We start from the raw sequence: 22,687 nt of genomic DNA, 5'->3' as shown, positions 1-22,687 counted from the left end.
CGAGGAGGAAAATACATGGCCAAAAAATATATTGTTGAAGAATTCGAACCTAATATGGGCTTATTCAAATCCAATACTACCAAAATCTATAAACAAATCGCCGATTATGCCAATAAGAAAAATTTAACGATTATTAAAGTCAGTGATATCGATGAAAAAGGTAATTGTACGGCTATTTTTGAAGAGAATTAGCGATATTTATTAAAAAGGAGGAATTTGGATGTCAGAAGTTCAAAGGTTGTTGGAGCAGTTAAAGGGGTACCGTTGGGTGAATTTGACGCATGAAGTGGATGCGACGATTCCGATTTATCATACTTTTAATCCTTTGCAGGAAAAGATTATTTCGACGATTGCTGATTCGGGTGCGGATTCGCGTGAGTATACGATTGGAACCTCGCACGGAACGCATATTGATGCGCCTAAACATTTTGCCGAAGGTAAACGTGGGATGGAAGAAATTGGCTTGAAAGAACGGGTGTTGCCTTTATATGTCATTCATTTGGAGGACAAGGTCAAAGAAACGCCAGGCTATGCGGTAACGGTCGAGGATATTCAAGCATTTGAAGCTGAGCATGGGGTGTTGCCGGAAGGTTGCTTTGTTGCTTTTTCAAGTGGTTGGTATAAACGATTCTACGATAGCGATGTGTTTAAAAATACCGATGAAAATGATGTCGAGCACACACCTGGTTGGTCAATTCCAGCCTTGGAATATTTGAGTCGGACGCGCCATGTGACGGCCATTGGCCATGAAACGCTGAATACCGATAGCGGAGTTGAAGCGGCTGAAGCGGGCTTTCTTGAAGCTGAGCTTTATTGGTTAGCCGAAGATAAATATCAAGTGGAATTGATGGCGAATTTAGATCAACTGCCTGCGGTTGGTAGTGTGATTTTTGTGACCATGCCACACATTAAAGATGCACCAGGCTTCCCAGTCGAAGTTTTTGCCATAGTGCCCGAAGCCGATGTTAATTAGGCTAGCGACTTTTGCAGATATAGATGGATTGGTGTTGATGGGAACCAAAGTGTTTCTTGGTTCTGATACGGATGAGTTAAGCGGGGAATTTAAAGAATTGTTGTTGAATCCTGAAAAGGCCGTTTTCTATGTGGCTGAAGCTGAAGGTGTTCTAGTAGGTTTTGCTCAATGCCAAATTCGCAATGACTGGGTGGAAGGCTCAAGTTCTAGTCCGGTTGGCTACTTAGAAGGTATCTACGTCGAAGCGACTTATCGTAAACAAGGAGTGGCTTCACGGTTAATCGCAGCGTGTGAAGCGTGGAGTCGTGAAAGAGCGTGCGTGGAGTTTGCGAGTGATTGTGAGTTAGAAAATGCGGATAGCTTGGCGTTTCACTTGGCATATGGTTTTACAGAAGTTGAGCGCACGATACATTTTATTAAGCGGTTGGATGAATGAATAGACTAGACTTGTTGATCTCATTTTTAGGTCAGCAAGTTTTTTTTGTGGCTGGTGGGGGGTGCGAGCAAAAATTAAACAGTTTAACTTCTGAGTAGTTAGAAGTACAAGTGAACTGGGAACACTTTAACTTCTGGCTAGCCAGAAGTATAAGTGAACTCAAATCATTTTAACTTCTGACCAACCAGAAGTACAAGTGAACTCAAAACACTTTAACTTCTGACCAGTTAGAAGTACAAGTGAACTGGGAACACTTTAACTTCTGAGCAACCAGAAGTACAAGTGAACTGGGAACGCATTAACTTCTGAGCAGTTAGAAGTACAAGTGAACTGGGAACACTTTAACTTCTGAGCAACCAGAAGTACAAGTGAACCTGAAACACTTTAACTTCTGAGCAACCAGAAGTACAAGTGAACCTAAAACACTTTAACTTCTGACTAGCCAGAAGTACAAGTGAACCTAAAACACTTTAACTTCTGAGCAGTTAGAAGTTAAAGTGAACCTAAAACACTTTAACTTCTGAGCAGTTAGAAGTACAAGTGAACTCAAAACACTTTAACTTCTGAGCAGTTAGAAGTACAAGTGAACTGGGAACACTTTAACTTCTGAGCAGTTAGAAGTACAAGTGAACTGGGAACACTTTAACTTCTGAGCGGTTAGAAGTACAAGTGAACTTAAAACACTTTAACTTCTGACCAACCAGAAGTACAAGTGAACCTAAAACACTTTAACTTCTAAGCAACCAGAAGTACAAGTGAACCTAAACCACTTTAACTTCTGAGCAGTTAGAAGTACAAGTGAACCTAAAACACATTAACTTCTGAGCAGTTAGAAGTACAAGTGAACAGGGAACACTTTAACTTCTGAGCAGTTAGAAGTACAAGTGAACTGGGAACACTTTAACTTCTGAGCAACCAGAAGTACAAGTGGACTGGAAATGCATTAACTTCTGAGCAGTTAGAAGTACAAGTGAACAGGGAACACTTTAACTTCTGAGCATCCAGAAGTATAAGTAAACTTAAAACACTTTAACTTCTAAGCAACCAGAAGTACACCCAAAGCCAAACCACTTTAACTTCTCCTCACCCAGAAGTACACCTAAGCCTGAAACCTCCCCGTCTCAAGCATTAAAACCCTCCTCCACACCAAATTTTTCAATAGCTCAAATCCTTAATTTGAGTTATGATTGAATTAGCGAGGTGAATCCCAATGATGTTATTAAACCGAATTAAAAGTAAGCAGAACTTTTCGGATTCTGAACTAAAAATAGCGAATTATGTGAATGAATTTCCGCAAAAAGTGATTTCAATGACTATCCAAGAATTAGCGGATGTGACCTATACCAGTACCTCAAGTGTGACCCGTTTTTGTCGTAAAGTAGATACAGAAGGCTTTAGTGAACTCAAACTACAACTAGCCAAGGAAATTAATAACTTTAATCTGACTGATAAGCGGATTGAACATGATATTCCCTTTCAAAAAGAAGCCAATCAACAAGAAATAGCCCATAATATATTGAACTTAAATATTCAAGCTATCTTGGATACATTTAGTGTCTTGGATCTCAATCAACTAGAAAGAGTCGCACAACAAATCGTTGAAGCCAGAGGTATTTATTTTTATGGAAAAGGTCAATCACTTATTTTATGTGAAGATTTCCAATATAAATTGTATCGTGTGGGTATTAATGCGCTTTTAACGCCTGCTTCCGATTATCAAATTATGCAAAGTATGACGCAGCCGGAGGGTTCTTTAGCGATTGTGATTTCGTATTTTGGGATTGGGCAAACCAACCAATCCGTTGTCAAAATTCTCAATAACAAATAAATCCCCTATATATTAATCACTGGACCGCAAGATAACCCCTTGTGTCAATATGCTGATCAGGTGATTCATGTGCCACCACAAGAAGAGCTCATGAAGAAAATGGCGTCATTTTCGTCCAGAGCGGCGATTCAGTTAGTGATTGATTTGATTTTTGCCTATGTGTTTTCAATGAACTATGACCAAAATAATGAAAATTTAGATTATAAACGCTGGGATACATAACAAAAAGGCAGCCATCACCTGGGTGAAAGCTGCCTTTTTTGACTGAATTATTGAGGGATGTAAGTAACGCCTTCTTGTTCTAGCTTGGCGATTGTTTCTTTGAATTGTGGTAAATAATCCTTATTAGCGACTAACATTTCGTTTAACATATCCATCATGTGTGAGCCACTATTTATTAATGGATTGACGGTGAATGCTTCAATCGCTTTACCATAATCACCTTTAACGGCCGCTTCAATGACCAACTCTTCCATGGACTTCATTAATTGTAGCTGACCACGAGCACCCGCTGGGAAACTACCCCAATTAAATGGCTCTGCTCCATGCGCAGTAATAACGCTTGAAACTTCTACGATTGAATCATATGGCAGGTCAGTTATCGTCCCGTTATTTTGTGTAGAAACTACCATTACGGTTCTAGAATCATTAACAATCGAAGCGATCACTTCACAAGCTGCATCAGAATAATGTGCGCCACCACGTAAGGCTAATTGTTCAGGTTTATAATCTAAATGCGGATCTTTGTATAATTCAAATAACTCTGCTTCCGTTCGTTTCACAACTTCGGCTCGGGTTTCACCTTTTTCATAATCAGCTAAGGTGCCTTCTAGCATATCTTCAGACATATAGTAGTAGCGATGATAAGCACAGGGGATGATCCCTAAACTTTTCAGTTGTTCATAATTGTAGCCGACAAGCATGATATTTTTTACTTCGTGATCCTTTAAAAAGTCGCTTTCTGGGTTATAAATGGTTTCAATCAATTTATTTGTCACTTCACTACCATCTTTATCCCAAACTCGGTGCCAATGGAAGTGGTTCAAACCGGCATATTTATGGAATAAGACATCTTGCCCATCATAACCCATGGCGGTGTTATTCATTCGAGTAGAACCAATCGGTACATTACATAAACCAATCGTTTTCTTCCAGCCACCAACCTTAATTGCTGCTTCTGTCACCATACCTGCTGGATTAGTGAAATTAATTAACCAAGCGTCAGGACACAATTCTTTCATGTCATTAATAATATCTAAAATAACCGGGATGGTTCTAAATGCTTTGAAAATACCGCCAGCACCATTTGTCTCTTGCCCTAAAGAGTGATATTTACTTGGGATACGTTCGTCACGAATTCTTGCATCAAGTTGTCCTACACGGAATTGGGTGGTAACAAAGTCAGCATCTTTCAACGCTAATGTACGATCGGTTGTTAAGTGAACTTCCCAATCTAGACCGGCTGCTTTCACTTGTCGACGTGCCATTTCACCAACAATTTCAAGTTTTTCTTTACCAGCATCAATGTCTACGAGCCACCACTCTTTAATATCTAAGCGATCTTGACGTAAAATTAATCCTTCAGCCAATTCGGGTGTATAACTACTCCCGCCACCAATTGTTACAATTTTAAGTTTTTTACTCATTTGAAATCCCTCCTTAAGACTAAGTTTATGGATTTAAACAGGCGTTGACAAGTGATTTTGAGATGTTGTAAGCGATTTTCAGGATTTGTTGAAAAGGGGATGAAGTTGTGAAAATTTGTACCACGCGATAGTGGTTTATACACTATATACATTTGCTATGACTGTTAGATTAATGTTTTATCTCTAGTGTATATTTTAGGGAAGTTCGTTAGAAAAGTTAAAAGTCACTTTAAGATTTTTCGTCTATAGTGTATGATTGTTTTGGAGGCGATTTCATGTCACTTAAAAAAATAGATGAACTCTACGATTTTATACAAAAGAAAACCTACTCAGCCAATAAAGATTTTGAAGGCGTAAGCACGAATGAAATCGTTGAAGCTTTTGATATGCAACGATCTAATGTATCTGCATTACTCAACCAGTTAGTGAAAGATAATAAGTTAAAAAAGACTAATACACGACCCGTTTTATATCAATTAAAAGATACGAATTATGATGAAATGGAAGCCACATTATTTAGTGATTTAGTCGGTTTAAATGGGAGTTTACGTCATGCAGTTCAATTGGCCAAGGCGGCTATTTTCTATCCTAACCGGCGGTTAAATATATTGTTACAAGGCAATAAAGGGGTTGGCACCAGTTCTTTCGCGCATTTAATCTATCAATTTGCTAAATCACGAGCTGTCGTAGAGAATGATGCGCCATTTATCAAGGTGAGTTCGCGTCACTATAAATCGAATTTAGATGCTTTAAATGACGTTTTATTCGGAAAAAATATGGCGATGGAAGATAGTGCGTTCGCTCAAGCTCGAGGCGGCGTCCTGTTTATTGATAATTTCGAGCTCTTAAAACCTGAACAACAAAATGAAATTAGCAAAATCTTAGAAAGGCACAGTCAATTTACCTTTGCTGAAGCAGATGAAACAAATTTTAGTGATGTAATAATCATTATTGCATGCAAACCAAATTCAAATACTTCAATTCAGGATAAAATTTCATTTACGATTGAATTACCTGATTTAAACAAACGACCTTTGGAAGAGAAATTTGCTTTAATCAATAAATTTTTTACAATAGAAGCGTCGAATTCAATGCATGATATTCAAGTGAGTTCTGAAGCCATTAATGGTCTATTGTTAGCCGATTTTGCTGGCAATATAAAAGCCTTGGAGAGAGAAATTACGGTAGCTTCAGCCAAAGCTTATGTAAGAGTAATCGGTCAACAAGATAAAGTCATCAAGGTATTTGTTAATGATTTTTCTGTTAATATCAAACAAGCACAGATCAAGATAAAAAGTTTTTATCATGAAGTCCATGAGCTAATTGGTTCAAATGATTATATTTATTTTGACAAAAAACAAGGTTTTGTTAAGAATGACGCTAAAGATGAGTCGATGTATCAAGATATTGAATCGAAATATAATGATTTAATTAGTCGAGGCATCAATCAACAAAATATAGAGAGTGTAATAAATACTCATTTACAACAGCTATTTAACATCTACAGGTACGAAGAAACCAAAAGTGATGAAAAAAATTTAGAGCAACTATCAAAGCTCGTTGATAAACGCATTATTGAGATTGTTGATGATTGGATAGAAATCTGTTCGCGCGAATTAAATCGCAGCTTTAGTTCTAATGTTTTTTATGGCTTGTGTTTACATATCAATGCCTTGATGACGGCGTCGTTTACGCGTCAAAGGGTCGATAATGAACAAATTCTTTCCATCATTCAAAACTATCCGCAAGAATACGGCTTAAGCAATCAACTTAGCCTAACTTTAAAAGAGAAACTGAATTTAGAAGTGCCATTCGACGAAGTCGTTATTATAACCATGTTTTTATTGAAATCAGATAATACGCCATCCGAAGAGCATCCGGTACTTTTATATGCGATGCATGGGCATTCGACCGCAAAGTCACTCATGGAAGTAACGAATAGTTTGACTAAATCAAATGTTTGTTACAGTTATGACTTGGATTTAGAAAAAGATATTGAAGAAGCGATGCAAGAGTTTAAAGAATTAATCATTAAAATTGATCAAGGGAAAGGTGTTATTGTGATTTATGACATGGGATCAATTAAAACCATGATTGAAACCGTCTCAGATGAAACACACATTAAAATTAGAGGCATTAATATTCCAGTGACATTAGTCGGTATTGATTTAGCTAGAAGGTGTTTTATGGGAGATGATATTGAAGATATTTATCATAAAGCGACCAAGGAATTAAAGGCGTATACCAATGAAAGTGAAAAACTCGATAAATTGATTATCACTTTATGTCATACCGGTGAAGGGGGAGCCTATCAGCTTAAAAACTATATCGATGAGTTTTCAAATTTGGATTATAATATCGTAGCTCTAGCGATTAGTGATCGTCAGCAACTATTAAAAGAAGTCATTGAATTAAAACGCACCAATCAAATTCATGCCTTCGTTGGAACTTATGATCCTAAATTATTAGGCATTCCATTTATTCCCATTTCAAAAATATTTGAAAATAAGAAAGAAAATCTCGATAAAATTCTAAAATTTGAACCCATTGTAGAACAGGAAATTGATTTTGATCCTATTTATGACTTTTTAGATGAGCAACTAAAATATACGTCAATGGCTAAAGTGAAGATGATTTTGCCAGAACTCCTTGATCAACTCACAGTCATTTTTGACTTAGATAAAGAGCAACAAATTGGCTTATTTATGCACTTGGTTAGTTTAATTGAAAAGAAACTATCTTTGGAGACAGTGGCCGAAAATAAATTTAGAGATAAGATTTTAATTGCTTTCCAAGATGATTATCGCCAATTGCGAAACATGTTCAAAGTACTGGAAAAATCCTTTAATATCATTATCAACGATGGCGATATTGCAACCATCATCATGATCCTACGCAAAGTGTAATTTCCCCTAAATAAGAATGACAAATGCGAACTTTTCAATGATAGTGTTATAGAATGAACTGGCTGACTGCCATTCCGCTATCATTGAAAAGTTCGCATTTTTGTCGCGACATTATTTATTTTAATAAATTTCCATCTACTTTTGCCGCTCCATTTCTTTAAGGACTTGTTCTTGGATAGCGTATAAACTATTGGACATCCGACTTAAATAAATGGCAGAACTAAAACCCCGAAAGAAACGAAGCCCTTTCTTCTTATCGAAAGCACTCATTTCCTGCTTAAAAGTGACCTCTAAGCCTTTTGGCGACTGACGCGTTTCATAATTAAACTCGATCGAATCCGTATGATGAGTCGTTTTCACAACTAACTGTTTTCCGGGCTGATAGTCTAAGACTTCTGTTGTACTAACAATCGATGTATGTTGCATGTTCCGATGAAATTTAAATCCTTTCTTAATATGGTTTCGATTGTAGTTCATCTCAGGCACAGCATTTGCTTCGGATAATAATTGATTCACAAGATAATCATAAAACGCATCGCTACTAATACTCAATGTTCTTATTATCTTCATAATTGAATCATATCACAAATTGTTTTATGCAAGTTGCTTCTTGGAGTTAATTAATGAAATCTCTCAAAACCTAACTAAATATCCCTGAAAATATACAGTGCGGTATTTCTTAGCTTTTTTGGTATACACTAGAAGTCTTTGATGTGTATTTTGTTGCATCTAGATTAGCCCTGCCAGTTTTTAGCTTATACGCTGTATTTTTACTGTATATAAATGCTTAAAAAAGCGTTTTAAGTAGCTTTGACACTAGGGTTTAACTTTTTTAGAATGTGCTTGTAAGTATAAAAAGTAGAGGAAGGAAATGCCGATGGATACGCAGTTAGAATTAATTTCGATGAATCTCATAGCAAACGCAGGTGACGCAAGGTCTTATGGTTTTAGAGCATTAGAAGCAGCCAAGCAAGGTAATTTTAAGGAAGCTGATGATTTTTTACAAAAAGCATCAGAAGCATCCAATCAAGCCCATCAGTATCAAACCGATTTATTAACCAATGAGGCCAATGGTGAACAGTTAGATATCAATGTATTACTGATTCATGCACAAGATCATTTAATGACAAGTATGTTGGCGGTAGAATTAATTAAAGAGTTAGTCGATATTTATCGAACAAGAGGAGAAGAATAGAAATGAAAATATTATTGGTGTGTGCTGGCGGTATGTCAACAAGTATTTTAATGAAAAAAATGGAAAAATATTGGGAAGAACAAGGGATTGATTTAGATATCCGCGCCGTAGGTTTAGGTAATTATGCTGAATATGCTAAAGAATATGAAATTATTCTTGTTGGACCGCAAGTAAGTTATAAACTTCAACAAATTAAAGAGGATACAGGATTACCTACGGAAGCTATTCCGTCGTATGATTATGCGATTGCTAACACACAAAATATTTTAAAACTTGCTCAAAAACTGTATGCACAAAAATAAGAAAGGAATGAGTTCCTATGGAAAATATTTTTAATAGTCCTTTCTTTGTGAAATTACAAAATTTTGGACAAAAATTAGGCTCTAATAAATTTTTAAGCGCATTACAAGCTGCGATGATGTCAACCATGGGGGTAATTATGGTTGGTGCTATTTCAACGATTATTGCATCTTTGGGTAGCCAGTTTGGTTGGTTTGAAGTTGGTAGTGATATTTACAATATTATTTATGCTCCTTACAAATTTACGATGGATATGTTATCAGCTTGGGTTGTTTTACTCTTTGCCTATAATTATGCAAAAAAATTAGATTTAGAATCACCCATTTTGAAAGCGATTAATGCGATTATTGTCTTTTTCTTAGTTGCTGCCCCTTTAAGTACCAATGAAGCAGGAACGTACTTTATCGATATTACTTACTTAAGCGCACAAGGTATGTTCGTTGGTTTCTTGATCGTATTTGTGGTCATTCAAATTGAAAAATTTGTAGTCGATCGTGATATTCGTATTAAAATGCCAGATGTAGTACCCCAATTTTTAACGGACAGTTTATCATCGATTATTCCTCTAACAATTGATGTGTTAATCTTTTCGATTCTTGGCATTGTGGTATCAGCCTTAACAAATGGGGTCCATACCGTACCATCAGGTTTTATGGCTCTACTTTCAGCACCACTTGCAGCTTTAACATCCGTGCCTGGTATCCTAATTTTAATCACGTTTGCTGCGGTATTATGGATATTTGGTATCCACGGAACCATGATTATTGTACCTGTTGTCATGCCTTTAATGTTTCAAGCTGCCCAAGTCAATGCGGCGGCCTATCAAGCTGGTGAGCCCTTAACCTTCTTCCCAGTAGCTATATTTAGTGCCGTTTCCTTTGTCGGAGGAACAGGTAATACCTTGCCATTAGTTTTAATGGGGTTACGTTCAAAATCAGAACAAATTCGTGCAGTATCAAAAGTGGCCTTAGTTCCAGGATGGTTTAATATTAATGAACCCGTAACTTTTGGAATGCCAATTATGTACAACCCTATTTTAGCCATTCCATTTGTACTCAATGTACCAATCATGGGTATATTACTGTATTTTGGCTATATGTCAGGCTTTTTAACGATGACGGTTGTACCTATCTTCTCATTACTACCAATGGGTGTGGCTGAATTTTTAACAACCCTAAATTGGCGTAATGCTCTATGGACCTATTTAATGATTATACCAGTTGGGCTTATATACTACCCATTCTTTAAAGCTTATGAAAAACAATTAGTAGCTAAAGAACAAGAAGCGGCTCAATTAGAAGCAGACGCAGTGGTTTAAGCGTGATATTTATTTTAGTGAGACAAGGTAACATGCCTTATCTTGCTTTAGAATAGAGGAGAATAAAATGAGTGAAACAAACAAAGGCTTTCCGAAAGATTTTCTTTGGGGAGCAAGTTCATCAGCCGCACAAGTCGAAGGTGGTTTTGATCAAGGTGGGCGTGGCTTGTCGATTTGGGATGTTAAGACGTTAAATCCCAACACAGCTTCTTTTCACTATGCCAGTGATTTCTATTCGCATTATAAAGAAGATATTGCCTTAATGGCTGAAATGGGTTTTAAAGCGTATCGTTTTTCGATTTCTTGGAGTCGAATTTTACCTGAGGGAGAAGGCGAAGTCAGTCAAGCTGGGATTCAATTTTATCGTAATGTGTTAGATGAGTTGCATAAATACAACATTGAGCCGGTTGTCACCATTTATCATTTTGATTTACCTTTAGCTTTACAAGAAAAATATGGGGGTTGGATTAATCGTCAAATGATTGATGCCTATGTTAATTATTGTCGGATATTATTTAAAAATTATCCTGAAGTAAAATATTGGTTAACCTACAATGAACAAAATATGCTGACCTTCTTTGGTGCTTTTGACATGTTAGGGTCAGGAAATCCCAAATCAAATAATGATTTATATAATGAAGCTCATGTTGGTTTAGTGGCTCAAGCTAAAGCCATTCATTTGTGCCATGAATTATTACCAGATGCATGGATTGGACCAGCGCCTAATTTAACTACATCATATCCAGCATCGGCTGATCCAAAAGATTACATAGCAGCCCAAAATATGGATGACTTACGCAATAACTTTTATACCGATGCGTTGGTGTTTGGTCGCTATCCACAGTCTGTGTATGCATATTTTGAAATGAATGACGTGGTGTTGGATGTTCATGAAGATGACTTTGAGATAATGCGCACCTGCAAACCGGATTTTATCGGCTTTAATTGCTATGGGAATGATACAACTGAACATTTAGATTATTACGAATTAGATTTTTCCGACGTTGATATGTCAGATAACACCAATAAGAGTTATTTGATGAAATTAATGGAGAAACCGGGTGTAGGTAAATCTGTGGTGAACCCGTATTTTGCTGAAAATTCGGTGGATGGCAACCGCTATGATCCGTATGCGATTCGTGTAACGGCTAGACGTTTGACGGAACGATACCATTTACCTGTGTTGTTAACGGAAAATGGCTATGGTAGACCGGATACCTTAACTGAAGACGGCCAGATTCATGATGACTATCGTATTGAACATTTACGCGAAACCATTAAACAAATGAAAATTGGGATTGAAGAGGGTGCGCAATTAATCGGCTATTGTCCGTGGAGTGCCATGGATTTAGTTTCTACCCGCGAAGGAATCAGTAAACGCTATGGCTTTATTTATGTTGACCGCGATGAAGACGATGTAAAAGCCCAAACCGCAGAGATGAAACGTTATCGTAAAGATTCATTCCATTGGTACAAAAAAGTCATTGCATCGAATGGCGAAATTTTAGATTAGAAAGAAAAGGTGACAAATGAAATTTCCAGAAAATTTTTTATGGGGCGGCGCTACCGCGGCTAATCAATGCGAAGGTGGTTACAATCTAGATGGCAAGCTCCCGAGTGTAGCTGACCATATTTCCAAAGGTGACGTAAATACCCCAAGAACATTCACTTATGATATTGATACCGATAATTTTGAGTATCCTTCACATGAAGCCATTGATTTTTATCATCGCTACAAAGAAGATATTAAATTATTTGCTGAGATGGGTTTTAAAGTATTTCGTTTGTCCATTAACTGGACGCGGATTTTCCCTAAAGGTGATGAAAGTGAGCCCAACCAAGCTGGCTTAGATTTCTATCGCAGTGTTTTTGAAGAATGTAAAAAATATGGTATCGAGCCTTTGGTAACTTTATCACACTACGAAACACCGATCCACTTAGCCAAAACATATGGCGGTTGGACGAACCGTCAAGTCATTGACTTCTTTGGACATTATGCACGGACCGTATTCAACGAATACAAAGATTTAGTTAAATACTGGTTGACCTTCAATGAAATAAATATCCTTGCTTCTCAATTTGGCGCGATTATGGGCGGAGGTATTATTCCTGAAGCAGGAAATTCTCCTATTTTCAACTCTGATGAAGAATCGGTGGCCTCTAAAAACCAACGATTTCAAGCCTTGCACCATCAATTTTTAGCCAGTGCAAATGCAGTTTTAGATGCTAAAAAGATTAATCCCGAAATGCAAGTAGGTTGTATGATCGCGGGTAATGAAACCTATCCTTTAACCTGTCATCCAAATGATGTCTTAAAAGCTCAGCAATCAATCTATGAAGCTAACTTTTACTGTGGTGATGTTCAAGTTCGAGGCGAATACCCTCCATTTGCTAAAAGAATGTGGCAAGAAAATGATATTGAGTTGGATATCCATGCAGGTGACTTAGAATTATTAAAAGCTGGTACAGTTTCGTTTTATACATTTAGTTACTATATGTCGTCTACAGCGTCTACTGATCCGAGTCAGTCAGCTTCAGCAGGCAATATGATGTTCGGTATCAAAAACCCTTATTTAGAATCATCTGACTGGGGTTGGCAAATTGATCCGGTTGGGTTAAGAGTCTACTTAAATGAAGTCTATAATCGTTATCGCGTACCTTTAATGATTGTCGAAAATGGTTTAGGTGCTCATGATGAATTCGCTGAAGATGGTAAGATACATGATAGTTATCGCATTGATTACATGAAACAACATATTGAACAAATGAAATTAGCCATTGCAGATGGCGTTGATTTAATAGGCTATACCTCATGGGGTTGTATTGACTTAGTCAGTGCTTCTACCGGAGAAATGAAAAAACGCTACGGCTTTATTTATGTCGATAAGGATAATGAAGGATATGGGACGCTTGACCGGAGCAAAAAAGATTCTTTCGATTGGTATAAAGAAGTCATCGCTTCAAATGGAGAAAAGCTATAAACATATCAGCGATTAAAGTGCTGAAAATTTCGAACTTTTAATCATAAATGAGCTAATCTTAAGTCTATGATTGAAAGTTCGATTTTTAGTTGGCTTGGTTAAAAAGCAAATAGGTAACGCATACACCTCTGGCGTTTTATACCTTCATACCAGAAGTGATATGAAGTTATATTTAGTTAATAGGCGTTTTATAACTTCATACCGGAAGTGATACGAAGTTATATTTAGTTAGTAGGTGATTATAACTTCATACCGGAAGTGATACGAAGTTATATTTAGTTAATAAGCGAGGTATAACTTCATACCAGAAGTCATATGAAGTTATGTTTAGTTAATAGGTGATTATAACTTCATACTAGAAGTGATATGAAGTTATATTTGGTTAATAGGTGATTATACCTTCATACCGGAAATGATACGAAGTTATATTTAGTTAATAGGTGATTATACCTTCATACCAGAAGTGATACGAAGTTATGTGTAGTTATAAACGAGTTTGAAGTACATAAACTTCAAATGCATGCACCTTTAAACTCGGTAACCAAAAGTATCCATGAATCATTACATACATCCTCACATAATTTTGCTGATAATGTTTTAACTCACTGTCGTTGAAACTTTGTTTGGCTTACGCTATAGTTTCCTTAATAAGTAATTTTAATAAATCAGAGGTGATTTGATGAAAATGTTTGTAAGTGATTTAGATGGTACCTTACTCAATGGATTTCATAGCCTAGATAGCCGAATTCTTAAAAGTATTGATTTAGCGTTAAATAATAACGACAGATTTGTCGTTGCTACTGGACGAACTTATCAAGAAAGTGCCATAATGCTCGACTTACAAGAAAGACCTATTTTCTTTATCAATAATAATGGCGCTCTGATTACGAATTCCCAAGGTAAAATCCTTTTTGAACAACAAATTCCTAGTGAAATTATTGAGGATTTATTGACACAATTTCCAGAACTAGCCTTTGATTTTATTACTAAGGACGAAAACTATATTAATGTCACAAAAGAACAATATATGGGATCATTTCATTCGGTGACGGGCATACGAAGATTTATCGCAAAGAATCTTGGAAAAAAGGTGATTAATCAATTTCTTGCCGCACGCAAATTTGACCAAACCAATGAAACAATATTAGCTCAATCCATTATAAAAGTGAATTGTCGGATGACAGATCCTCAGTTAACGACTAAATTTAATGATTATCTTGCTCAACTCCCTATGATTGAAAATCATCCTTTCGCCCCTGGTGTGTATGAATTAACCTATAAAGGGGTATCCAAAGGGAATGCTGTGGAAAAATTAAGGCAACAATGGCAAATCGACACTGAAAAAGTCTATGTATTTGGCGATGGAGGCAATGATATTGATATGTTAGCTAAGTATCAAAACTCCTATGCAACCCGCAACGGAAGTGAAGAAGCTAAAGCAGCAGCTAATTATACCATTGGCTATAATTGGAATTATGCTGTTCCAAGAGAAATTGAAAAAATAATTAGGAGGAGTAGCCTAAGTGAATAAAGCGGTATTTATTGATGTGGATGGTACGATTGTGTCGTATGAAGGGGAGCTTCCTCAAAGTGCGGTAACGGCCATTCAAAAGGCGCGCGCTAATGGGCATTTTGTGTATATGTGCACTGGCCGTTCGAAGGCGGAAATTTATGATGATTTGTGGGAAATTGGTTTTGATGGTCTAATAGGTGGAAACGGATCTTACATTGAACATCATGATGAGGTGGTGTTTGAGCAAACGTTGACGGAAGAAGAATGCCGTAGCATTGTGGACTGGTGTCACGCAAGAGGGTTGGAATTTTATGTGGAGAGTAACAACGGTTTGTTTGCTAGTGAACACTTTGAAGAACAAGGGCAATCGGTGATGGTGGAATATTCTAAACGTAAACATCTTCCCGATGCGGAAGAAATGTCAGTTAGAAAGGCTTTTCCTGAGATGATTTTTGGTGGCGAGCTCGTACGTTCTGATGTAAATAAAATTAGTTTTATTTTAAGTTCTTACCAAGATTATCTAGATGCCAAAGAAGAATTTGCGCATCTGATGGTCAACACTTGGGGTGGCGAAGGTGAAATAGCCTTGTTTGGCGATGTCGGTGTTGCACAAATCAATAAAGGTAAATCGGTACAGATTTTGTTGGATCATATTCAAATTAACCGTGAAAATACGCTAGCTTTTGGTGATGCGAAAATCGACATTCCCATGTTGGAATATTGTGAAATTGGCGTTGCCATGGGAAATGGGGGACCTGAAATTAAAGAGATGGCAGATTACATTACCGATGCGGTGATGGATGATGGGTTGTATAATGCGTTTGAGCATTTTGGGTTGATATGAGGGATTATAACGAATCTAAATAAAATCTCCTTGTAAAATGTGTTTCAATCAATTATGATAAAAAGGCAGAACTTGTCCGAACAAGTTGAAACATAAATAGGAGTAAACTAATGAATAAAACCAAATATCAAGTCATAGCTGATGATTTACGTAATAAGATATTACTGAAAGAATACTTACCCGATGAAGTAATTCCTTCAGAGTTACAACTGCAAGAAATATATGATGTAAGTCGTCATACCGTCCGTGAAGCGATAAATTTACTGGTCAACGAGGGCTATTTAAGAAAGAAAAAAGGCTCAGGAACTTATGTGGATTCTAACAAGCCGTCAAACCAAATGAACCATACAACTTCAAAAACAATCGGTGTTATCATCACCTACATGTCTGATTATATTTTCCCAGACATCGTAAGAGGGATTGAACGTACTTTACGCAAACATGGCTATTCCATGATGTTAGCTAGTACTGGAAATGATTACGCCCAAGAAAAGTTGTGTTTAGAGCAAATGATTAAACAAGGTGTTCAAGGGTTGATTGTAGAGCCAACTAAAAGTAATCAATTTAACCCAAACATTGCTCTATATACGAGTATTCGTAACAATGGCATCCCAGTCGTTATGATTAACGCTAATTACGAGGAATTGGATATTCCATCAATTGCTTTAAATGATGTGAAAAGTGGTTTTGTGGCGGCAGAAGCGGTCATGGAAGCTGGCCACAAAGAAATTCTTCTTGTGAGTAAAATCGATGACTTGCAAGGTAAATTGCGCATGAAAGGTTTCTTTAAAGCCTGTGAAAAATATAAAATTGATTTCAATCCGGATAATATTTTAACGTATACGACTGAAACGCGTTTAGATGTCGCGGAAAAAGTATTTGATAAGCTTAAGCACAATCCTAACATCACAGCAATTGTTGGCTATAATGATCAAATTGTTTACCAAATCATTTCGTTATTGAATCAGTATGACATACGTATTCCTGAAGATATTTCTATAGTCGGGAATGACCATTATATCGCACAGACCATTAATTTAATTGATCTAACCACCATTGAGCATCCAAAAGAACAACTAGGCATGGATGCCGCCGAATGGGTGGTTGAAGCTGTTCAAACTGGCAAACAAAATGACAGCATTTTTTACCAACCAAAACTCATCCCAGGTTCAACGGTTAAATCGTTGAATAGCTAGGATAGATTAGAAAATAAAACAGAAAAAACTGAAACTTTTATTACAGTATTAAGCGCGGACTGGCATACATCTCTCTTTAAGGAGAAAGTAGCCACTTCCCTTATAATTAAAAGTTTCGGTTTTTTTTGTGGTTTTTTGTATAAAACCTCCAAATAAATATCGCTGCCTGAAAATTTTATTAAATAAAATAATGGAAATCGTCTTTTTTTACGTATTTATAATATGAGGAGGTTTTTATTGTGAAAATAAATTATGAATTACAGCAGTTGGAAATTCTCAAGCAACGTCACCTGTCCTTAACCACAGTCCAAAGCAACCGACTTTTTACTTTACGCCAAGGGGATGAAGGAGAATATGAAGTCAGTAAATATCTAAATCATTTCGCTAGCCCTCACTGGCATATTATTGCAGATTATTGGTTTGATAAAGGCAAGCTCATGCAAGTAGACTTTATTATCATTATCGATTATCGTTGGCTTATTTTAGAAGTTAAAAACTATGACGGTTTTTTTCGTTACGAAAACCGTCAATGTACTATTAACGGATCTTCCATGGACAATGATATCGTCTATCAAATGCACACGCGCCTTAATTACCTGAAAGAAATTGCCGCAACAGTTGATTCGCAAATCGAAGTGGCTGGCGCAATGATATTTATTGGAGAAACAAGCGAAGTAGCTATAAAAGATGGCGTGAATTTTGAAATTGTATTACGGCATCAGCTACGGAGCTATTTGCGCCGAGAACGGCAGGTGAGTGATTATCCTATGACTTCTTGGTACATTGACGAGTGCTTAAAAGCTTTAGAATCTTTTCGTGTTCCCAATCCCTTTATGCCAAAGTCTATTTCAGATAACCAATACTCAAGTTTACAAAAAGGCGTACCGTGTAAAAAATGTGGGGAATTTCATCTTCACAATGCCAAGAAATCATTTGTTTGCAACGCATGTGGAACACGCGAAAACAAAGCCGATACCATCTTACGTATGACACATCAACTTCGACTACTTTTTTTCGATCACCCAGAGAAAATAACCGTCGCCAATGTGCATAAGTTGGTTAGAGGAGAGATTAATAAACTCACTATTCAACGTACGTTGGATAAAGCATACGTTAGATTAGGAAAAAGACGAAGTTATTACTACGATATTCCTTTAGATGATCCAAATCAACTTCCGCTAATTTAAATTTGCGGTGGTTGGACGCTATAACTTCGTACCAGAAGGCATACGAAGTTATAGCTAATATATAACTTCATACCAGAACGCATACGAAGTTATAGCTAGTTTATAACATCTTACCAAAACTCATATGAAGTTATAGCTAATTTATAACTTCATACCAGACTTCATACGAAGTTATATCTGATTTATAACTTCATACCAGGTTTCATACGAAGTTATAGTTAATTTATAACTTCATACCGGACCTCATATGAAGTTATATCTGATTTATAACTTCGTACCAGCTGTCATATGAAGTTATAGCTAATTTATAACTTCTTACCAGAAGTCATACGAAGTTATAGCTAGTTTATAACATCTTACCAGAAGTCATACGAAGTTATACCTAATATATAACTTCGTACCAACTCTCATAAGAAGTTTTAAAATAAAAATTTCTTCTGAATCCTCTACCCATCAACTAAAACCCTTACAAAGATGTACGAACAGTTAGAAATAAATGTTGATATATACGGACAAGAAAGTATAATTAGGGTGAAAAGTAAAGGAGGGGTAGTTTGGTGGTCGAGCAAATTGAGCAGACAGAATGGATTCAAGATCAAATCCGCAACAAGCAAACATATTTAGGAATTGAGCTAGGATCCACACGTATAAAGACGGTGTTGGTAACAAATGATTTTCTTCCAATAGCTAGTGGAGAACATGAATGGGAGAATAAGTTAGTAGAAGGTGTATGGACATATTCGCTTGAAGAAATTTGGCAAGGCTTACAGCAAAGCTATCGTTTAATGGCCAATCAAGTCCAAAATAAATATCACATTGAACTATCAGAAGTTGGCGCTATGGGCTTTAGCGCAATGATGCACGGATATTTAACTTTTGATAAAGAAAATAATTTATTAGTGCCATTTAGAACATGGCGTAATGCGATGACAGCCCAAGCTGAGGAACGACTAACAGAAGCATTTCAATTTAATATTCCGCAACGTTGGAGCATCGCACACCTGTACCAAGCGATGTTAAACAAAGAAGAGCACGTTGGGGATATAAGTTTTTTTACTACCTTAGCTGGTTATGTTCATTGGCAACTTACTGGTGAGAAAGTCCTAGGTATCGGCGATGCATCAGGCATGTTCCCTGTTGATAGTCAAATTAATGATTACGACAAAAAACACTTAGAGCATTTTAACCAACTGGCTCAACAAGAAGGCTACTCCATTAACTTAGAAGACTTATTACCTCGAGTTAAAGTTGCTGGTCAAACTTCAGGGATTTTGACTCAAGAAGGAGCCTACCTTTTAGATCCATCAGGCAAACTAAAAGCAGGTATTCCCTTATGTCCACCTGAAGGTGATGCTGGAACAGGCATGGTCGCAACTAATAGTGTTCTACCTAGAACAGGAAATGTTTCAGCAGGTACCTCTGTCTTTGCCATGATTGTCCTTGAACAACCATTGAAAACAGTCCATCCAGAAATTGATATTGTTACAACTCCATCTGGAGAACTAGTCGCAATGGTTCATGCTAACAATTGTTCGACAGAAATTGATGCATGGGTCAAACTCTTCAAAGAATTTACTCAAAAATTAGGCTTAGAAATCGACACACCGACCATTTACAAAACTTTGTTTAATTCGACGCGTGAAGCCGATTTAGATGGTGGCGGCATACTCGTTTATGGGTATCATTCAGGAGAAAATATCACTAAAACACCTGTTGGTAGACCACTTATCGTAAGAACACCAGATTCAAAACTAACTCTAGGTAATTTTATGCGAACCCAATTAATGACTGCTTTTGGCGCACTAAGAATTGGCATGACTATCTTAGAACAAGAAGGTGTGCATGTTGATCAACTTGTGGGACATGGAGGGATTTTCAAAACACCCGAAATCGCTCAGGAAATTCTAGCAGCAGCCATGAAATCACCTGTGACAGTGATGGAAACAGCCGGTGAAGGTGGTGCATGGGGAATGGCCGTTTTAGCAGCCTTCCAAGCCTTCAAACAAGAAAATCCTCAAAAAACACTGGCTGACTTTTTATCTAACCAAGTCTTCCAGTCAGATAAAGGGCAAACAATTAAGCCAACAGCAGCAACCATCCACGGTTACGATTTATTTATTCAAAGGTATGAAAAAGGTTTGCCGATTGAGCAACTAGCTGGCGAATTATTATAAACAAAAAAGGAGTTGCACATGTTAGAAGAATTAAAAGAAGCCGTCTTTAAAGCCAATCTTGAATTGCCAGAACGCGGCTTGATTAAATACACTTGGGGAAATGTGAGTGCTTTTGATCCCCAATCAGGCTACTTTGTAATCAAACCAAGCGGTGTGGATTACGACACTATGACAGCGGATGATATGGTGGTTGTTGACTTAAACAATAATATTATCGAAGGTTCACTCAAACCATCATCAGATACACCGACACATGCGGTTCTGTACAAGAATTTCCCAGAAATCAGAAGCATTGTCCATACGCATTCTCCTTGGGCAACCATTTGGGCTCAAGCTGGGCAAGATGTGCCAGCTATGGGGACGACCCATGCGGATACCTTCTATGGCACTGTACCTTGCGCCCGCTTTTTAACGACTGAAGAAGCCCAAAATGCTTATGAGCACAACACCGGTGAACTTATCGTCAATACTTTTAAAGAACGCGGCATCGACCCTCAGGCAATTCCAGCCGTTCTTCTTCACGGACACGGGCCATTTACTTGGGGTAAAAGTCCTGAGGCGGCTGTAATGAATAGCGTTGTACTTGAAGAAGTTTGCAAGATGAACTTTTATACCCGCCAACTCAATGTCTTTGCTGAACCTCTACCTCAAGCCATTTTAGACGTTCACTATTTAAGAAAACACGGAAAAAACGCTTATTACGGTCAATCAAATAAATAACTTCTTAGGAGACAAATTTATGCTAGAAAACTTAGAAAAAGAATTTTGGTTTGTTGTTGGTTCACAAGATTTATACGGTGAAGATGCTTTAAAACAAGTACACATCAATGCAAAAAATATCACTCATGCTCTTAATGAACAGGCTAATTTACCATACCCCATTGTTTTACAAGAAACAGCTTTAACTGCTGATGGTATTACTAAAATCATGAAAGAAGTTAACTACAATGATAAAGTAGCCGGTGTTATCACCTGGATGCATACCTTTTCACCAGCCAAACTATGGATTAGAGGCACACAATTATTACAAAAACCATTGCTACATCTTTCAACTCAAGTCAACCAAGCCATACCTTGGGATACGATTGACATGGACTATATGAACTTACACCAATCAGCACATGGTGATCGTGAATATGGACATATCAATGCCCGCTTAAACAAGGGCAACAAAGTTGTCATTGGCTACTATGAAGACCCACACGTTCAAGCGCAAATTCGAGATTGGATGGATGCAGCCGTTGCTTACGGAGAGGGCTTTAACATCAAAGTAGCCCGTTTTGGCGATAACATGCGTGATGTAGCTGTGACCGATGGGGATAAAATTGAAGCGCAAATCAAGTTAGGCTGGACGGTGGATTACTACGGGATTGGTGATTTAGTTGACGTCGTTAATCATGTTTCAGAGGAAGCTGTTGCAGAGTTATTTAATCAATATAAAGATCTTTATGATTTTGATTATGGTGATTATGATACGCGAGTTTGGGAAGATGCTGTGAAAGTTCAGGCACGTTATGAAATTGCACTGAAGGAATTTCTAGACAGCCGCGGCTATACCGCTTTCACGACTAATTTTCAAGATTTACATGGTATGAAACAATTGCCTGGTTTAGCTGTGCAACGTCTGATGGGACAAGGATACGGATTTGCTGGAGAAGGGGACTGGAAAACAGCGGCTTTATCTCGCCAATTAAAAATCATGTCACATAACCAAACTACAGGTTTCATGGAAGACTACACTTATGAATTAACACCTGGTCAAGAAGCCATTCTGCAATCACATATGTTAGAAGTTGACCCAACACTCGCAAGCAACAAGCCCAAAATCGTCGTTAAACCTTTATCTATCGGAGACCGCGAAGATCCAGCTCGTCTGGTTTTTGACGGTAAAGCAGGTGACGGGGTTGTCGTTTCACTGGCTGACTTTGGAACCCACTTCAAACTATTAGTGAATGAAGTAGAAGCTTTTGAACCAAGTGTGGCTGCACCAAACTTACCGGTTGCCCGCGTACTATGGAAAGTGAAACCAAACTTCCATGACGGCGTGAAAGCTTGGATTGAAGCAGGTGGCGGCCATCATACCGCTGTTTCACTAAGTCTGACAACTGACCAAATTTTAAGTTGGGCTAGGATGGTTGATTTGGAAGTCGCTTTGATTAAATAAATACCACTATAACAACACATTGATGG

The 22,687-nt window shown here is 37.4% G+C and carries 20 protein-coding genes; 18 read left to right on the top strand and 2 right to left on the bottom strand.

Going from position 1 to position 22,687, the window contains the following annotated elements; translation table 11 throughout:
* Positions 1–15 precede the first annotated feature (15 nt).
* From NRE15_RS07135 to NRE15_RS07115, 5 genes are all read left to right on the top strand, one after another.
* Positions 16–192 carry a hypothetical protein gene (locus NRE15_RS07135; protein ID WP_313794901.1) on the top strand — a complete coding sequence of 59 codons (177 nt, stop codon included), beginning with the start codon at positions 16–18 and terminating at the stop codon, positions 190–192.
* Between the two features lie 28 nt (positions 193–220).
* Entirely contained in the window at positions 221–973 is a 753-nt protein-coding gene (locus NRE15_RS07130; protein WP_313794900.1) for a cyclase family protein, read from the top strand.
* A 37-nt stretch (positions 974–1,010) separates the two neighbouring features.
* Positions 1,011–1,409 carry an aminoglycoside 6'-N-acetyltransferase gene (gene aac(6'), locus NRE15_RS07125; RefSeq protein WP_313794965.1) on the top strand — a complete coding sequence of 133 codons (399 nt, stop codon included), beginning with the start codon at positions 1,011–1,013 and terminating at the stop codon, positions 1,407–1,409.
* 1,210 nt (positions 1,410–2,619) lie between these two features.
* The gene (locus NRE15_RS07120) at positions 2,620–3,237 is read left to right on the top strand and encodes a MurR/RpiR family transcriptional regulator (RefSeq protein WP_313794899.1); all 618 of its coding nucleotides are present in this window, start codon (positions 2,620–2,622) and stop codon (positions 3,235–3,237) included.
* Between the two features lie 69 nt (positions 3,238–3,306).
* Entirely contained in the window at positions 3,307–3,459 is a 153-nt protein-coding gene (locus tag NRE15_RS07115; protein ID WP_313794898.1) for a hypothetical protein, read from the top strand.
* Positions 3,460–3,506: 47 nt separating this feature from the next.
* On the opposite strand, the gene NRE15_RS07110 is transcribed toward NRE15_RS07115, so the two are convergent.
* Complete coding sequence (locus tag NRE15_RS07110) at positions 3,507–4,883, bottom strand: 6-phospho-beta-glucosidase (protein WP_313794897.1); 1,377 nt, start codon at positions 4,881–4,883, stop codon at positions 3,507–3,509.
* 275 nt (positions 4,884–5,158) lie between these two features.
* On the opposite strand from NRE15_RS07110, the gene NRE15_RS07105 reads away from it, so the two are divergent.
* Positions 5,159–7,789 carry a PRD domain-containing protein gene (locus NRE15_RS07105; protein WP_313794896.1) on the top strand — a complete coding sequence of 877 codons (2,631 nt, stop codon included), beginning with the start codon at positions 5,159–5,161 and terminating at the stop codon, positions 7,787–7,789.
* A 135-nt stretch (positions 7,790–7,924) separates the two neighbouring features.
* Here NRE15_RS07105 and NRE15_RS07100 read toward each other — a convergent pair whose 3' ends face one another.
* Positions 7,925–8,359: a DUF3284 domain-containing protein gene (locus NRE15_RS07100; protein ID WP_313794895.1), complete on the bottom strand. Its 435-nt coding sequence runs from the start codon at positions 8,357–8,359 to the stop codon at positions 7,925–7,927.
* Positions 8,360–8,660: 301 nt separating this feature from the next.
* Here NRE15_RS07100 and NRE15_RS07095 point away from each other — a divergent pair, with 301 nt between their 5' ends.
* From NRE15_RS07095 to araA, 12 genes are all read left to right on the top strand, one after another.
* The gene (locus NRE15_RS07095; RefSeq protein WP_313794894.1) at positions 8,661–8,984 is read left to right on the top strand and encodes a PTS lactose/cellobiose transporter subunit IIA; all 324 of its coding nucleotides are present in this window, start codon (positions 8,661–8,663) and stop codon (positions 8,982–8,984) included.
* A gap of 2 nt (positions 8,985–8,986) precedes the next feature.
* Positions 8,987–9,286: a PTS sugar transporter subunit IIB gene (locus NRE15_RS07090; protein WP_313794893.1), complete on the top strand. Its 300-nt coding sequence runs from the start codon at positions 8,987–8,989 to the stop codon at positions 9,284–9,286.
* Positions 9,287–9,303: 17 nt separating this feature from the next.
* Positions 9,304–10,602, top strand: a complete 1,299-nt coding sequence (locus tag NRE15_RS07085; protein ID WP_313794892.1) for a PTS sugar transporter subunit IIC — start codon at positions 9,304–9,306, stop codon at positions 10,600–10,602.
* Positions 10,603–10,669: 67 nt separating this feature from the next.
* On the top strand, positions 10,670–12,115 hold the full coding sequence (locus tag NRE15_RS07080) for a glycoside hydrolase family 1 protein (protein ID WP_313794891.1): 1,446 nt from the start codon (positions 10,670–10,672) through the stop codon (positions 12,113–12,115).
* A 16-nt stretch (positions 12,116–12,131) separates the two neighbouring features.
* On the top strand, positions 12,132–13,583 hold the full coding sequence (locus NRE15_RS07075) for a glycoside hydrolase family 1 protein (protein WP_313794890.1): 1,452 nt from the start codon (positions 12,132–12,134) through the stop codon (positions 13,581–13,583).
* A gap of 679 nt (positions 13,584–14,262) precedes the next feature.
* Positions 14,263–15,114: a Cof-type HAD-IIB family hydrolase gene (locus NRE15_RS07070; protein WP_313794889.1), complete on the top strand. Its 852-nt coding sequence runs from the start codon at positions 14,263–14,265 to the stop codon at positions 15,112–15,114.
* Positions 15,107–15,940 (top strand): Cof-type HAD-IIB family hydrolase, encoded by an 834-nt coding sequence (locus NRE15_RS07065; RefSeq protein WP_313794888.1) that lies wholly within the window; start codon positions 15,107–15,109, stop codon positions 15,938–15,940. The genes NRE15_RS07070 and NRE15_RS07065 overlap by 8 nt, the downstream gene beginning before the upstream one ends.
* 110 nt (positions 15,941–16,050) lie before the next feature.
* Positions 16,051–17,136, top strand: coding sequence for a GntR family transcriptional regulator (locus NRE15_RS07060; RefSeq protein ID WP_313794887.1), 1,086 nt, complete (start codon positions 16,051–16,053; stop codon positions 17,134–17,136).
* 239 nt (positions 17,137–17,375) lie between these two features.
* Entirely contained in the window at positions 17,376–18,323 is a 948-nt protein-coding gene (locus tag NRE15_RS07055) for a nuclease-related domain-containing protein (RefSeq protein WP_313794886.1), read from the top strand.
* Positions 18,324–18,880: 557 nt separating this feature from the next.
* Positions 18,881–20,497 (top strand): xylulokinase, encoded by a 1,617-nt coding sequence (locus NRE15_RS07050; protein ID WP_313794885.1) that lies wholly within the window; start codon positions 18,881–18,883, stop codon positions 20,495–20,497.
* An 18-nt stretch (positions 20,498–20,515) separates the two neighbouring features.
* Positions 20,516–21,217, top strand: coding sequence for an L-ribulose-5-phosphate 4-epimerase (locus NRE15_RS07045; protein WP_313794884.1), 702 nt, complete (start codon positions 20,516–20,518; stop codon positions 21,215–21,217).
* Between the two features lie 19 nt (positions 21,218–21,236).
* On the top strand, positions 21,237–22,661 hold the full coding sequence (gene araA / locus NRE15_RS07040; RefSeq protein WP_313794883.1) for an L-arabinose isomerase: 1,425 nt from the start codon (positions 21,237–21,239) through the stop codon (positions 22,659–22,661).
* Positions 22,662–22,687 lie beyond the last annotated feature (26 nt).

The sequence above is a fragment of the Fundicoccus culcitae genome (genome assembly GCF_024661895.1).
Taxonomy (GTDB): Bacteria; Bacillota; Bacilli; order Lactobacillales; family Aerococcaceae; genus Fundicoccus_A; species Fundicoccus_A culcitae.
The sequence above is the reverse complement of the archived record's forward strand: the minus strand, read 5'-3'. Positions and strand labels throughout refer to the sequence as shown.

What these genes read in the sequence shown, in the direction of transcription:
- NRE15_RS07135 (WP_313794901.1), top strand. Translation starts at nt 16, where the DNA reads ATGGCCAAAAAATATATTGTTGAAGAATTCGAACCTAATATGGGCTTA.
- NRE15_RS07130 (WP_313794900.1), top strand. Translation starts at nt 221, where the DNA reads ATGTCAGAAGTTCAAAGGTTGTTGGAGCAGTTAAAGGGGTACCGTTGG.
- NRE15_RS07120 (WP_313794899.1), top strand. Translation starts at nt 2,620, where the DNA reads ATGATGTTATTAAACCGAATTAAAAGTAAGCAGAACTTTTCGGATTCT.
- NRE15_RS07110 (WP_313794897.1), bottom strand. Translation starts at nt 4,883, where the DNA reads ATGAGTAAAAAACTTAAAATTGTAACAATTGGTGGCGGGAGTAGTTAT.
- NRE15_RS07105 (WP_313794896.1), top strand. Translation starts at nt 5,159, where the DNA reads ATGTCACTTAAAAAAATAGATGAACTCTACGATTTTATACAAAAGAAA.
- NRE15_RS07100 (WP_313794895.1), bottom strand. Translation starts at nt 8,359, where the DNA reads ATGAAGATAATAAGAACATTGAGTATTAGTAGCGATGCGTTTTATGAT.
- NRE15_RS07095 (WP_313794894.1), top strand. Translation starts at nt 8,661, where the DNA reads ATGCCGATGGATACGCAGTTAGAATTAATTTCGATGAATCTCATAGCA.
- NRE15_RS07090 (WP_313794893.1), top strand. Translation starts at nt 8,987, where the DNA reads ATGAAAATATTATTGGTGTGTGCTGGCGGTATGTCAACAAGTATTTTA.
- NRE15_RS07085 (WP_313794892.1), top strand. Translation starts at nt 9,304, where the DNA reads ATGGAAAATATTTTTAATAGTCCTTTCTTTGTGAAATTACAAAATTTT.
- NRE15_RS07080 (WP_313794891.1), top strand. Translation starts at nt 10,670, where the DNA reads ATGAGTGAAACAAACAAAGGCTTTCCGAAAGATTTTCTTTGGGGAGCA.
- NRE15_RS07075 (WP_313794890.1), top strand. Translation starts at nt 12,132, where the DNA reads ATGAAATTTCCAGAAAATTTTTTATGGGGCGGCGCTACCGCGGCTAAT.
- NRE15_RS07070 (WP_313794889.1), top strand. Translation starts at nt 14,263, where the DNA reads ATGAAAATGTTTGTAAGTGATTTAGATGGTACCTTACTCAATGGATTT.
- NRE15_RS07060 (WP_313794887.1), top strand. Translation starts at nt 16,051, where the DNA reads ATGAATAAAACCAAATATCAAGTCATAGCTGATGATTTACGTAATAAG.
- NRE15_RS07045 (WP_313794884.1), top strand. Translation starts at nt 20,516, where the DNA reads ATGTTAGAAGAATTAAAAGAAGCCGTCTTTAAAGCCAATCTTGAATTG.
- araA (WP_313794883.1), top strand. Translation starts at nt 21,237, where the DNA reads ATGCTAGAAAACTTAGAAAAAGAATTTTGGTTTGTTGTTGGTTCACAA.